General features: G+C 68.5%; 13 protein-coding genes. 6 read left to right on the top strand and 7 right to left on the bottom strand.

The genetic code is table 11. The features are described 5' to 3' along the window. The first annotated feature begins 371 nt into the window (after positions 1–371). The 4 genes from QRX50_RS35570 (at position 372) to QRX50_RS35555 (ending at position 4,133) form a co-directional block, all read left to right on the top strand. On the top strand, positions 372–1,175 hold the full coding sequence (locus tag QRX50_RS35570) for a mechanosensitive ion channel family protein (protein ID WP_285967479.1): 804 nt from the start codon (positions 372–374) through the stop codon (positions 1,173–1,175). Between the two features lie 800 nt (positions 1,176–1,975). Then, a complete protein-coding gene (locus tag QRX50_RS35565; protein WP_285974649.1) occupies positions 1,976–2,941 on the top strand; it encodes an acyl-CoA desaturase in 966 nt (321 codons plus the stop codon). Between the two features lie 371 nt (positions 2,942–3,312). Beyond that, positions 3,313–3,522, top strand: a complete 210-nt coding sequence (locus QRX50_RS35560; RefSeq protein WP_285967478.1) for a hypothetical protein — start codon at positions 3,313–3,315, stop codon at positions 3,520–3,522. Between the two features lie 299 nt (positions 3,523–3,821). After that, positions 3,822–4,133: a hypothetical protein gene (locus QRX50_RS35555; RefSeq protein WP_285967477.1), complete on the top strand. Its 312-nt coding sequence runs from the start codon at positions 3,822–3,824 to the stop codon at positions 4,131–4,133. A 98-nt stretch (positions 4,134–4,231) separates the two neighbouring features. On the opposite strand, the gene QRX50_RS35550 is transcribed toward QRX50_RS35555, so the two are convergent. The 3 genes from QRX50_RS35550 to QRX50_RS35540 form a co-directional block, all read right to left on the bottom strand. Further along, a complete protein-coding gene (locus QRX50_RS35550; RefSeq protein WP_285967476.1) occupies positions 4,232–5,086 on the bottom strand; it encodes a formate/nitrite transporter family protein in 855 nt (284 codons plus the stop codon). A 154-nt stretch (positions 5,087–5,240) separates the two neighbouring features. Next, complete coding sequence (locus QRX50_RS35545) at positions 5,241–5,378, bottom strand: hypothetical protein (protein WP_285967475.1); 138 nt, start codon at positions 5,376–5,378, stop codon at positions 5,241–5,243. Between the two features lie 234 nt (positions 5,379–5,612). Next, a complete protein-coding gene (locus QRX50_RS35540; RefSeq protein WP_285967474.1) occupies positions 5,613–5,951 on the bottom strand; it encodes a helix-turn-helix domain-containing protein in 339 nt (112 codons plus the stop codon). Between the two features lie 767 nt (positions 5,952–6,718). Here QRX50_RS35540 and QRX50_RS35535 point away from each other — a divergent pair. Then, on the top strand, positions 6,719–6,979 hold the full coding sequence (locus QRX50_RS35535; RefSeq protein ID WP_285967473.1) for a hypothetical protein: 261 nt from the start codon (positions 6,719–6,721) through the stop codon (positions 6,977–6,979). A gap of 484 nt (positions 6,980–7,463) precedes the next feature. On the opposite strand, the gene QRX50_RS35530 is transcribed toward QRX50_RS35535, so the two are convergent. The 4 genes from QRX50_RS35530 to QRX50_RS35515 all read right to left on the bottom strand — a co-directional run bounded on the left by QRX50_RS35530 (position 7,464) and on the right by QRX50_RS35515 (position 12,396). Further along, on the bottom strand, positions 7,464–7,643 hold the full coding sequence (locus QRX50_RS35530) for a hypothetical protein (protein WP_285967472.1): 180 nt from the start codon (positions 7,641–7,643) through the stop codon (positions 7,464–7,466). Between the two features lie 253 nt (positions 7,644–7,896). Then, positions 7,897–10,620, bottom strand: a complete 2,724-nt coding sequence (locus QRX50_RS35525; protein ID WP_285967471.1) for an ATP-binding protein — start codon at positions 10,618–10,620, stop codon at positions 7,897–7,899. Between the two features lie 281 nt (positions 10,621–10,901). Further along, entirely contained in the window at positions 10,902–11,054 is a 153-nt protein-coding gene (locus QRX50_RS35520) for a M50 family metallopeptidase (RefSeq protein WP_285967470.1), read from the bottom strand. Between the two features lie 448 nt (positions 11,055–11,502). Then, entirely contained in the window at positions 11,503–12,396 is an 894-nt protein-coding gene (locus QRX50_RS35515) for an MBL fold metallo-hydrolase (protein WP_285967469.1), read from the bottom strand. Positions 12,397–12,667: 271 nt separating this feature from the next. Here QRX50_RS35515 and QRX50_RS35510 point away from each other — a divergent pair, with 271 nt between their 5' ends. Beyond that, positions 12,668–13,645, top strand: a complete 978-nt coding sequence (locus QRX50_RS35510) for an aldo/keto reductase (protein ID WP_285967468.1) — start codon at positions 12,668–12,670, stop codon at positions 13,643–13,645. The last annotated feature ends 32 nt before the right edge of the window (positions 13,646–13,677 follow it).

Here is a 13,677-nt window from a genome sequence, read left to right as displayed (position 1 = left end):
GGCCGGATTCCCGCGAGTTTGGTGTCGCGTAACCCGGGTATGCCCAGGTCATAGGCGCGGCCAGACTTTAGCCAGCCGCGTGCGCGGCTCGCCCATGGCCCGGTCAACCTGCGGCGTCGCCCGAAGGATGTGATGGCATGACCACAGCGGACGACGGCACCACCGATCAACTCGCGGACCGCCCAGCAGACTGACACCACAAGAGTCGCACAGGCTTCATCCACACCCCGGACCTCGGTGTTCCGCTTCGACGCGACGACCGAGCCGGGGTTTTTCAGTTCCTCAGACGAAACCCAGGACCGAAACGACGCAGCGAATTCTAGACGCGCCCACCATCGTAATCGAAACCTATCCATGAAAGGACAAGATCGATGAACACAGGCTTCAACATCCTGCAAAGTTTGCAGAGCGCATTTACGACTTTCGTGGGCTACTTGCCTCAGGTGATCGGCGCGCTTCTCGTGCTGCTGATCGGCTTCATCATCGCCAAACTGCTCGACAAGGCCATCACCAAAGGCCTGCAGAAGGCGAAGGTCGACGACAAGCTGAAGACCGGCGGTGGCGCCAACTACGTGGAGAAGTTCTCCCCGCAGGGAAGCCCCTCCAAGCTCGTCGGCCTGGTCGTGTTCTGGGTGATCATGCTGTTCGTGATCTCCTCGGCCATCGGGACGCTGGGAATTCCGCCGTTGACCGCGTTCATGAACCAAGTGCTGAGCTACCTGCCCAACGTCCTCGCCGCACTGCTGATCTTCATCGTCGCGGCCGCGGTCGCCGGCGCGATCGGCGGGCTGGTGCACCGCACCATGGGCGACACGCCAACGGGGCAGGTCGTTCGCACCCTGGTCCCGGCGATGATCATGGGGATCGCCGTATTCATGATCCTGACTCAGCTGGGCATCTCGCCGGTGATCGTCACGATCACCTATGTCGCGCTGGTCGGCGCGGCGGCGCTGGCCGCGGCGCTGGCCTTCGGCATCGGCGGCCGCGACGCCGCCGCACGCCTGGTCAACTCCGGTTACCGGAAGGCCCGGGAACAGAACGAGCAGTTCAGGTCCGACCTGGCGATCGGCAAGCAGCGCTCCGTCCAGGACGCCGCCGACGCCAAGCACAAGGCCGAGCAGAAGGTAGGGGGCCAGGAGCGCAGTGCACGAGCCGCGCAGCCGCCGCCTGCCTAGACCCCACCCTGAGGCCACCACCCAGGGCGCTCATCGAGCCTGACACCGGGCGGGACCCGTGTCGCCATCCGGGCACATCACCGCGGCGACATGGGTCGCTCGGTTGCCTGGGTTGAGAACCCTCGGGCGTTCTCCAGCCTGAAGTCGGGCGCGTTGTCACCCTCATCGCCCCAGCGGCCGGTTCGCACTGTTCGACATCCTCCGGTCGCACGGCGACCCGTTTTAGAACTCGAGGACGGCAAGAGCCTTCGCTTTCAGGACCGCCAGTATCTTCGTTTGGTGGCCTTGGTTTCGGCTGGGCCGGGGACGGCTCCGGCAACACCGGTGGCAACACCGGTGCTACGTCGCCACTTTCGAAAAGTTGAACCATGGCCATCCACACCCCTGCAGCTGCGTCCAATATGGACACTGTGACAGACAGCAATTCGGACCCAGCACATCAGTGTGCCGCACAGGTCACACGCCAGATGGTCGAGCATTTGGCGTATCGATGTGTATAAGGCCGGGGTTGTTCTGTCAGGCTCAGCACGAGGTGTCTACGCGCTCGCTGCGGGCGGCAGGAAGGACCCACGTTGGCGCGCGGGGTGAACCACCGAAGATCGAGCAACATCACGTAAACCGTGTGGCGTATGAAATCTGTGACGTTCGTTTGACCGAGCTGACCCGTTTAGACGGCAGCGCGCGGGCTATCCGGCGGTAACAGCCCAGGACCTCGGCGACTGACCCCCGTTTCCGAGGAGCGTTCGATGACACAAATCTCCACCCGCCCGAGCAACGCCGCGCGAAAATCCGCGCAGCCGATGCTCTCGAGAGAAAAGACCCGAGCCGAGAACTCCCTGATCAAGGTTTTCGTCGTCGTCCCCCTGCTGGCGCTGGTCACGGCGGTGCCGTTCGCGTGGGGCTGGGGCCTGGGCTGGATCGACCTCGCGCTGGCCGCCGGGTTCTACGTCCTCACCTGCCTCGGCGTCACGATCGGATTCCACCGGTACTTCACGCACGGTGCGTTCAAGGCCCGCCGCGGGCTGCGGATCGCGCTGGCCGTGGCCGGGAGCATGGCCATGCAGGGGCCGGTGATCACCTGGGTCGCCGACCACCGCCGCCACCACGCCTTCGCCGACCGCGAAGGCGATCCGCATTCCCCGTGGCGCTACGGCACCTCGCCCACCGCGCTCGCGAAGGGATTCTGGTTCGCCCACATGGGCTGGCTGTTCGACCGCCAGAAGACCAACGCCCAGCGGTTCGCCCCCGATCTGCTCGCCGACCGCGACATCGCGCGCATCGACCGCTCGTTCCCCGCGTTGACCGTCCTCACGCTCCTCGCGCCCGCCCTCATCGGCGGACTCGCCACGATGTCCTGGTGGGGCGCGGTGACCGCGTTCTTCTGGGCGAGCCTCGTGCGCGTCGCGGTGCTGCACCACGTGACCTGGTCGGTGAACTCGCTGTGCCACATGATCGGCGACCGGCCCTACGCCGCGCGTGACAAGTCGGCGAACTTCTGGCCGCTGGCCATCGCGTCCATGGGCGAGTCGTGGCACAACTCCCACCACGCCGACCCGACCGGCGCCCGCCACGGCGTCCGCCGCGGCCAGCTGGACATCTCCGCGCGGATCATCTGGCTGTTCGAGAAGGCCGGGTGGGTCACCGACGTCCGCTGGCCGAAGCCCGAACGCCTGGTCCGTAAGCTCAACCCCGGATACACGCCGGGGCTCCGCGGTCTCGGCAGGCTCGAGCGCGGGCTGCTCGACCACCCCTCGTCCCACAGATGACCGCACGGTGCGGCGGTCCCCGCAGGTAGCGCCCGACGGTGGTTCGCCGAAGCTGGCCGGCCGTTCGTCAGTATCGATCGATGATCTCGCCGCGGCGTGCGATGAGACCGTCTGTGACCAACAGCACGAGCGTGCCGGGGCGTGGTTGAACCGGCTGCCTCCGGCCGGTCGAGTCCGACGCCCAGCAATAGACACGAGCAGGTCCACCAGGCGGCGGGCATGGTGACGGTCCAGCTGGGATCGACGGTTGACGTGGCGTTGATGCCGCTGCGTGGCTACGCCTAGCGGCTGAGGAACAGCGAGGCAGCGCGTTGGAATGGACCCGCTGTTTGTCGTGTTCAGCGAGGGTGCACATCGGGTACCTCCTGTAGATGACCGTGTGCGAGGTGTGGGAGGCCAGTGGGGTGGATGGCGGATGGTGGATGCGCACCGAACAGATGGCCCGGCGGCTGATCGCCGAGCGAAGGGCAGGTTCGCGCGGTTGGCGATTTCAGGGGCACCGCACGCACGGCAACCGGGTCGCGCGCGAAGGCTGTCTGCTGGGGCCCAAGCCGTCGGTGCGCCACGCCTACATCGGATAACCGGACCCGGTGGACACCGGGTCCGGTTATCCGATTCGGCTACCACGAACTTTCCGAGAAAATTCCCTACCAGATCCAGCCCCGTGCCAGTGCGGCGAGACCCGCGCCTGCGGATTTCAAGCCCGCACCAGCGGTCCAAGCCAGTAAACCCGTGTCCGCCACCTCTTCGATGCTTTTCCCGCTGAAGTGCACCCGTTGGGTCGACACCATCCTCGTCAGCGCGGCATCGCGTCCGGCACGCACGCTTGCCGCCCGGAATATGACCCGGACGACCGGGCCGATGAAAGGTCGGGTGCCCCATGAAAAGCGATGAAACCGAGCCCCAGCACGGTGTGCGGACTGCCGCGGAGGTACGCGCGGCGGTGCCCTATGGGCTACGTGTCGGGGCTGCCGTCTTCGGTCGCCTGCTGATCGTCGCCGGTGGCCTGGCGTTGATCGGGTACGTCGCGGTCAGCCTGGCCACGGTGCTGGTACCGGTCGCGGTGGCACTGCTGCTCGCCGCGCTGCTCGCACCGACTGTCTCCTGGCTGGCCCGGAAGAAAGCGGCGGGTTCGACGGCCTGTCCAGCAAGCACGCCGCCGCCCAGCGTGCGGCGGCCAGCCTTCGGTTGACGGGAGCCCTGCCGCCCGTCGGCAGAGGTCCCGCTGGGCCGAGTCGAGTACGTCGGTCCCGCCCCAACACTGTCGGCGTTCAGGCCGCAACCGCCTTGTCAAGCTGCCTGATCACCGGCTTCTTCGTGAGCATCGTCCTGCGCCTCTGCGACGCGGTGTGACACCCGCAGCAGCCGGATCGACGTGACCAGGCCGATGCCGCCGACGATGTTGCCCAGCGACGACCAGGCCAGCGCGAGGGCCCAGGCGCCCCACGAGTAGCGCGCCAAGCCACCCAGCAGGCCGGCGAACATGAGGATCGAGTCGAGTACCGAGTGGAACAATTGCGCGCCGACGAGAAGGAACGACATGGCGACCGCGGCGACGAGCTTGACTCCCAAGCCATTGGTCGAGTGCTGCATCCGGGTCATGAGGGTGATCACCGCGCCGGCCAGCACGGCCAGCAGCAACGAGCGCCAAGACGTGCCCAATGTGGCGTAATGAAGACCGTTCGCGGCCGCGGTGGCACGAAGGTCGGGCAGCGCGACAACGATCATGCCGGCCATCACGAAACCCCCGGCCAGATTCGCGGCGAGGGTGACCAGCCACAGCCGGAGCAACCGTGGCCAGGTACCCGTTCCGGACGCCAACGCGGTGACTGGGACGAGGAAGTTCTCGGTGAACAACTCGCTGCGTGCGAGCAGCAGCGCGATGAACCCGATCGTGAACGCGGCGGAGGCCAGCAGCGGCTGCCCGGTCTCGTGCTCGACGACCAGGTACGCCAGCACCCCCACTGCGACGTCGACGCCGCCGAGCAGGCCGGTGGCCGCCAGCGGCAGCAGCGGACGTCCAAGCCGGTCGCGACCTTCGGCGACGATCCGGTCGAACGCTTCCTCGAGCTCCGGCTCGTCCCGGCTCCCGGCCGGAGAACGCAGGGGTAAGCTTCCGTGCTCGTCGCCCGAATCGCCTGGCATCTCATCTCCCACGTGCTGCGGAATCCTCTGTGCACACGAACCGGTACCGGCACTGAGTGCGTACCCCCGCAGACCGGAACTACTCGCCGGTCCGGGCATTCCGGCCGAACTGCCGGCAATGGTGATCACCCCCGCCACTCCACGCGGTGCGTGGTCATTCCTCGTCGGCCGGGATGTTGTGGCCGAGCTGGTTGGCGAGAATGTGCGGTGGTCCCAGCTGGCGGGCGATGCCGCCCAGGGCAGGAAAGCTACGTTTTACAGCGACCCCGGCGTGGAGAGATGACACGAACACGCGGCTGACCGTGTGTTTGCCACATCCGTCGGCGGGTATGGCTGGGAATACGGGCCACGTCCGAGAAGCGTGCGTCGCACGGCGGCGCGCGGGGGGCGCTGCCGGTCAAGCAGCGGCCGGCAGCGCCCGCCTTCGCCGCGGCCGAGCCGGCCGAGTTCGGGTCGCCCTGGGGACGCGCCACGGAGGCGGCGGCGGACGACTATCAGCACGCGGCGCGGGTGGCCGCGTGCCGAGTCAGTCGAGGGTGTTGAGGCGTTGGGGCTGGTTGAGGCGCTGGGCTTCGTGGAGTTGGTCTTCGAGGGTGATGATGCGGCAGGCGGCGTCGATGGCGGTGCCCTGGTCGACCAGTTCCCGTACGCGGGTGGCCAGGCGCAGCTGGTGGCGGGAGTAGCGGCGGTGGCCGCCGGCGGAGCGTTGCGGGGTGATCAGGCCGGCCTCGTCGAGGCTGCGCAGGAAGCCTTGGGTGGTGCCGAGCATGTCGGCGGCCCGGCCCATGGTGTAGCCGGGGTAGTGCTCGTCGTCGAACTTGTCGGCCCCGCTGGGCGTGGCCGGTCCTTCTTGGTCAGGGATCATTCCACCTCCACATCACGAAGGACCCCGGGTGCCGCATGCGGCACCCGGGGTCCTCAAGGGTTTTAGGTTTTCATCATTGTCAACCGACGTGACCGTCGGCGTCCTGCACCCGCGTCCGGCGGAAAGCCGGATCCCGCGGGGATCGCTCATTCGTAACCGAGCACCACCTCCGAACTCGATGGGACTGCGGCACCCGCGCGGCGCTACCTGGCCGCTGCGGGCGATCCAATGATGTTCCCGTTCCCTTCTTTCCTGTGTTTTCCACTTACTCGGTACTGCTACTTCACCTGCTGCGAACGTCACCGCGGGGAACCCTTCCACTGATCGGTCCCAGCACACTGACGCCGCTGGTCACTGCCCGGAGCCCCGTTCACTGATCGGCTCCGGCCACCTGACCGGTCCTGCAACTGCACTAACACACAACAACAACCACTGCTGATACTGCTGATCTTCGCGGGCGCACACGCTCCGCCCGCGTCCTGCACTACCGCTCCGGGGCCGGTACTACCTGGGCCGAACCTCTTCACCACCCGGTCCCGGGGTACTGCTCCCGGTCACCAGCCGGAACCTGTTCCTTGATCGGCTCCGTGCTGCCTGACCGTCTTGTCTCACCTCGCGGGTAGTTACGTTCTCTCCCGCGCCTGCTTGACGTTGTCTCTCTCGTACGTGGAGAACATTACACACACTCGTCGTTGAATGTCTACCCCAGTCGCCATAGATTTTCGGGGGAGCGGCGGACAGATAGCGGAGCGAAGGGGCGCACGAGCATGAGTGACGAGGTCACGCACGATCCGCTCGGTGATCGGTACGGCCTGGTCGGGGTGCGCGACCTGAGCGAGTACGCCGAAGCCCTGACGCGGTTGGTGGAGCGGGGGCGGCAGGAGCGGTGGGTGGCGATGCTGTCGGAGGCCGAGGCCTATGCGGCGGCGGAGCTGCTCGGGCAGTTCGCGCAGCTGGATCCGTCAGGTGAGTTGAACCGGCTGGCCGCCTCCCTGGCCAGCCGCCTCTACAGCCGCCTCGGCGCCTAAAGGCCAGACATTCGCGGGTTGGGTGCTCCGGGATAGCACCCAAAGGTGCCCGGTCGCGGCGGATCAGCGGCCGGGCAACGCCACGCGGGTGCCGGACATGCGACCGCCGACGGTCGGTCTCGCGGCAGGGCGCCGCGGTCGCGGCGCGCAGATCGCGCCCGAGGCTGGCGGCGGCTCGTCGGCCGCACGGCGGGTGGCCCAGAGCGAGGATGAGGTGGCCCTGGGCCACCCACCGCGGACCTGGCTTACGGGGCGGAGGAGGTGTCGGCGCCGTCGACGATGTGGATCGGGCGATGTCGATCTGGGAGACGTCCATCGTGCGCAGCGCCGCGAATGATCAGCCCGGCTGCGACCGTGGCAACCGTCTCTGAGAACTGTGGAGGTGGCGCTGCCGGCCGACTGCTTGACCGGCAGCGCCCTCGCGCGCCGCCCGTGCGACGCGTGGTCCTCGCCGCCGCTCATGGCTCCGTGCGGTTTCCGTCGGCTACTTCCTAAGTTCGGTTGCCTTGCGGTGTGCCGCCGCGGCGGAGGCAGCTGCGAGCGTGCTGCCTTCGGCGGCCAGGGCGTCCAGCACGAGCGCGCGGCGCTCGTGCCAGGCGGCCCAGGTGTCCGGCGCGGCGGCGGTACCTGGGCGGGTCAGGTGCAGCGCGCCGAGCTCACTCAAGGTGTTCGTCGCTTTTCCTTCCTCGTGCGCGGGTGTTTCGTACCCATTCAGAGTGGCTGGCGGCCTCGGGGTTCGCTTCGGAAGAACTACGGAAGAGTTACGTACGCAGCGTCAGTGGGGGTATAAGCCCCGTGCGTGTGGATCAGGCCGATCCGGCGCGGAGATCGGCACGGCGCTGGGGATGAGCAAGAAGCGGGGCCTGAGCCTGGCACCGGAAGAAGATCGCCGACCCCGTCGCCGGCGGCAAGGGCGGTCACGGTGGCGCCGGAGGAGACGGCGGTTTCGGTGGTGTCATGAGCTTGTCGTAGATGCGGGTGAGGTGCTGTTCGATGGTGCGGGGGCTGAGGAACAGCCGTTCGGCGATGTCGGGGTTGGTGTGGCCGTTCTGGACGAGGTGGGCGATCTGGGCTTCTTGGGCGGTGAGGTCACTGCTGGTCTCGGTGGCGTGGGTGCGGATGGTTTCGCCAGTCGCTTCCAGCTCGCGGGCGGCGCGCTCGGCGAAGCCGGCCATGCCCATCGTCGAGTACAGGTCGTGCGCGGTGCGCAGCTGGTCGCGGGCGTCGCCACGGCGGCGTTCCCGGTGCAGCCATTCGCCGTAGAGCAGGTGCGCCCGGGCCAGCTCGGGCCGGCGGCGGGTGCGGGCGAGATGGTCGATGGCGTCGCGGTAGGCGTCCTCCGCGGCCGGCCCGTCGGCGAGCAGCGCGCGCGTGCGCGCCTCCACGCCGAGCGCCCAGTCGGTGCCAGTGGCGCACAGCAGCGGCGAGAACCAGGCCCAGATGTCGGTGGCGAGCTCGCGCCCCCCGGCTCGGACGGCCGCCTCGATCACCTCGGCCCCACCCCACTGGGACAGGAACCGCTGGTCCGGGTAGTCGTAGTCCATGAGCTGCCGGCCTGCCCTCAAGGCGTCCTCGTAGTGGCCGAGCCCGTTGTAGAGCACCACGCTCGCCCACGCCGTCGCAGTCAGCGCAATGCGCTCGCCCCGCGCGACCGCGCCCGCGACGGCTGACTCGCTCAGGGTGTGGAACTCGGCCTCCCGCCCCTGCCAGGCCCTGAGCAGCAGGCCCCCGTAAGGGGCAATCTGGCTCCCTGTCGCCTCTGCGACCGCCTCGCATTCCGTGTGCAACGGCTCGGCCTCGGTCAGCTCGCCGGCAAACACGCGCCCGCACATGTGCGATTGCAGGGCGAGGGGGAGCCCGGCGAGCGTGCCGGTATCGCGGGCGATCTGAATGTGCCGGCGAGTGATCACGTCGTACGTCTCGTCATCCCACAGGTTTTGGGCGGCGAAAATGGCCAGCCATGTCCAGCGAAACACGTCCTCAGAAGCGATATCCGGGCTGCGGAACGCGTTCAGGGCCTGCTGCAACGGCACCACTGCGGCCGCGTACCCCTCCACAAGCTGCGCTGCCAGGCCGTCGAGCAGGCGGTCGAGCGGGCGTGGCGGCTCCGGTGCTGGAGGCGCGCCATGCGCAGCCTTCGCCGCCTCCCGAATTCTCTCGCCGTTGCCGGCGAAAATTGCTGCTTCTAGTGCGTGGAGGTAGGTTTCGCGGGCCAGCCGTACATCGAGCGGCGCGAGCCGTGCGGCGGCCCTCAGCAGCAGCGGCGGAGCGTCGCGTCCGTGACTGAGGGCCAACGCGATCTGGGCGCGCAGCAGCTCGCACCGGGCGCGGCGGAATTCGTCGGGCGGCCCCGACTCGGTGACGCCCAGCAGGTCTAGCGCGGCGTCGAGCGCGCCGGCCTGGTGCTTGGCCTGCGCGGCGGCGAGTGCTCGCTCGGCGCGCAGGACCGGGCCGAGGGTCAGTTCGGTGGCCCGTTCCAGGAACGCCGCGGCCGCGGCCACGCCCCCGCGGGCCTGGGCCCGCCCCGCCGAGCGTTCCAGTTCGGCCGCGACCTCCTCGTCGGGCCCCGCGGCCGCGTGGGCGCGGTGCCACGCCCGTCGATCCGGTTCCCCCTCCGGGTCGGTGACCGCGCCCAGCGCGGCGTGCACGCGGCGCCGATCCTCCGGAGAGGCGCCCCGGTAGACGGTCGAGCGCACCAGCGGATGCCGGAACCACACCCGCGGACCGAACGTGACCAGGCCCGTCTCCTCCGCCGGCGCCGCCGCTGCGATTCCGGTGCCGAGGCGCTCGGCCGCGCGCCACAACAGCACCGGCTCGCCACTCTGCTCGGCGGCCGCGACCAGCAGCAGCAACCGCGTCTCGGGCGGCAGCAGCGCCAGCCGCCGGTGGAAACTCTCCTCGACCCGGCTCGGTAGCCCCTTGATGCTCGGCAGCCCGAACCCACCCGCCAGCTCGGCCAGGCTCAGCCCGCTTGGAAGCTCCAACAGCGCCAGCGGATTGCCCCGTGTCTCGGCCAGGAGCCGGTCCCGCACCTGCGGGTCCAGCGGTCCTTGCAGCGCCGAGTCCAGCAACTCCCGCGCGTCCTCGTCGCGAAGACCACCGATCACCAGCTCCGGAAGCCCCGTCAGCTCTCCGGTCTCGTGCGACTCTCGCAGGGCGAAGACCACGCCCACCGACTCGGCCGACAGCCGCCGCGCCACGAACGCCAGCGTCTGCACCGAGGCCTGATCCAGCCACTGCGCGTCGTCCACCAGGCACATCAGCGGCCGCCTGCGGGCGGCCTCCGCCAGCAGGCTCAGCACGGCCAACCCGACCAGGAACCGATCCGGCGGGCTCGCGCTGGTGCCCAGCCCCAGAACCGTTTCCAGCGCGACCCGCTGCGGGTCCGGCAACCACGCCAGCCGATCCAGCATCGGCGCGCACACCTGGTGCAGGCCCGCGAAGGCCAGCTCCGTCTCCGACTCGATTCCGGCCGCGCGCACCACCCGACACCCCCTGGCGACCTCGGCGACGTACTCCAGCAAGGCCGTCTTGCCCACACCCGGCTCGCCGCGCACCACCAGGACCCGGCTCTGGCCCGCCCGCACGGCGTCGACCAACCGGTCGAACTCAACCCGCTCGCTGTGTCGGTTTCGCAGCATCTCGCACCACCGCCCCCAGCTCCTCCGCCACCACGCCGGCCTGATCAGACAGACCCCGGGGCGACCTCAGTGGGCCCTTGAATATAACTCCGCCCATCGCGTTCACACCGTGCGCTGTCGTGCGTTATCCGGCTACAAATCCCTGTTCCGCGTCCTGCGCCTGGTCAGCACCGTCGTACCGTCCGCGGCGACCCGCGTGATCGAGCGAAACCCGAACCGACAGCGTGACCAGCACCGTCCACCCGGCCATCACCGATGAGTCGCCGCCGCGGGCTGCAGCGCTACGGCCGTCCGCCGCGGCTGTTGGCGCTGGTGATCATGATCTGGGTGACCCCGCCGCCGGTGACGATGCTGGCCAGCGCATGCCCGCCCCCGTGGAACACGGTGCCCACCACGTTCGCGCGGTCCATCAGCAAGTCCCGAGAGCCAACCATCAACACACGTCGCCGCCGACACCGCGGTGGCGAACAACCCGGTCACCAGCACCAGGCCCCACCCCGGCGCCGCGATCGTCTCTTTGAGCGGCCGAAAACGCCCTCACCGCCGGCCATCAGCGGGCCCCGATCCCCGGCATGAGCTCCTGCGCGAGTGGAGATGTGCGTGCGGGCATCGTCGGTCCCCCTCCAGATCTGACTCGGGATCCCGGACAACTCGGCATACATCGCGCGGGTCGATGATTCCCCGAGCCTGATTCGGGAAATCGTCCGAGAGGCAGCCAAGAAAGCCGCGCTGAGCTGGCTGGGCAACTAGCGACCAGTGGGCGGCGTCCCAAGATGGAGAGCGCGGGCTGCAGCAAGTCGGACGCTGGCACATTCACGCGCTACTGAAACGACGATGGCCCGCCGTGTCCGGCGGGCCATCGTGCCACCGGTGAGCGGACGGTCAGGCGACGGGGACCCAGGTGAACCGGCCGTCGGGTCGGCGTTCGGCGCGTCCGAAGACCACATCGCCAAAGTGGTTGCCGTAGCCGATGGTGTCGGGACGGCTCAGCTCGTCGACCAGGCGGCGGCGCTGCTCGGTGGCTTCGGCCGGGTCATGGTCGAGCGCGCAGCCCCATTCGGGGTGGGTGACCTGGATCGGCGCGTGCATTGCGTCGCCGAACGCGATGAGGCGCCGGTCGCCGCCGGTGATGGTGTACGTGGCGTGGCCGAATGTGTGTCCGACCGAGAACGAGACCCGCACGCCGGGGAAGATCTCCTCGCCGTCCTCGGCGGTACGGACGCGGGGTGCGAAGGCGGCCAGACGTTCCTCGGTCGCCCCGGCCTCGGCGGCCAGGTCGCGCCGCTCCCACTCGGGTGCCGCGACGAAGTGGGTGGCGTGCGCGAACGGCGGCGCATCGGTGCCAGGCTCGGTGCTCCAGGCCCAGCCCAGGTGGTCGAGGTGCAGGTGGGTGATGGCGACGGCCTCGATCTGGCTCGGATCGCGGCCCAGCCGCCGCAGCCCGTCCAGCAGCTCACCGCCGTAGATGCTGCCAATCGTCGGGTTGGCCGGGTCGTCGGGATAGGACTCGGGTCCGAACCCGGTGTCGATGAGCAGCGCCCGGTCACCCCGCTCGACCAGCAGCCCGCCGATGGCTGCGGGCAGGAAGCCGCCGTCGTCCAGATGATCGCGGTTGGCCGCCCAGTCCGCGTCGGTGGTGCCGGTCAGCCAGCCGCGCGGTTTGCACAGGCACAGCCCGTCCGGGACGTAGGTGATCTTCAGCTCGCCCAGTTGGAGCGAACGAACGCGCGGTGCACTGGTCAGCCGTGTGCGGTCGAACTCGGTCGTCGTGGCCATGGTCCTGCCTCGTGCTCGGAAAGGTGCCGCCAGGCGGCGGTACGAGATAAAGTTACAACTAGAACAGTACTAGTTGCAATAATATGAGCTATGGTCAAAGCTGTATGGGCTGGTCAACTGCCTGGCCGAAAGGCTGGGTGGGTCGCGTCCTTGGGGTGCGCAGTCCTTCCACGCGCCGCGGGAAGGGCTATCCCGTCGTCGCCACCAGGGCCGGCCGCTGTTGCTCGACATTCCCAGTAAGTCCGACAAATGCCAGAAACGGAGAACCGCGATGAAGCACATCAAGCTGGGGGACCTGGACGTCTCCCGTATCGGTCTGGGCGTGTTATCGATGTCTTACGCCTACACGGGGGCCGGCACGGACGACGCCGAGTCGATCCGCACCATCCATCGGGCCCTGGACCTGGGAGTCACTTTCCTCGACACCGCTGAGGTCTACGGCCCGTACATCAATGAGGAGCTCTTAGGCAAAGCGCTCAAGGGCCGCCGGGACCAGGCCGTGGTGGCGACGAAGTTCGGCATGATCTCGCATGCGCGCGGCGGAGCAGGAGAACTCGACAGCAGCCCGGCCAACATCCGCACCGCCGTCGAGGGCTCGCTTAAGCGGCTGGGCACCGACTACATCGACCTGTACTACCAGCACCGAGTCGACCCGAACACACCCATCGAGGACACCGTCGGGACGATGGGCGAACTGGTCGCCGAGGGCAAGATTCGCCACATCGGACTGTCCGAGGCCGGACTGGAGACGATCCGCCGTGCCCACGCCGTGCGCCCCATCGCTGCCGTCCAGTCGGAGTACTCCCTATGGGCCCGGCACCCGGAGGAACGGGTGCTACCCCTGCTGCGCGAGCTGAACATCGGCTTCGTTCCCTACTCACCCCTGGGACGCGGCTTCCTCACCGGACAGATCCGCTCGACCAGCCACTTCGACGACACCGACCTGCGTAAGAACAACCCGCGCTTCACCGGCGAGAACTTCCAGCGCAATCTGCGTATCGCAGACGAGGTCCAAGCCATTGCCGCCGAAGCGAGTGTCACCCCGGCACAGATCGCGCTGGCCTGGCTGCTGAGCCGGGGCGACAACATCGCCCCCATCCCCGGCACCAAACGCGTGGCACGCGTTGAGGAGAACACCGCCGCCGACGCCCTCGAATTGACTGCGGAACAGATCGAGAAGCTCGACAACCTTCCCCCAGCCGTCGGTGATACCCACGACGAAGCTGCCTTGCGCCTGCTGGAGCGTTGACCCCAGCCCCGGCTACCCGGGGCGGAGATATA

Source organism: Amycolatopsis sp. 2-15 (assembly GCF_030285625.1).
Taxonomy (GTDB): domain Bacteria; phylum Actinomycetota; class Actinomycetes; order Mycobacteriales; family Pseudonocardiaceae; genus Amycolatopsis; species Amycolatopsis carbonis.
This window is presented reverse-complemented; position numbering and strand designations above follow the sequence as displayed.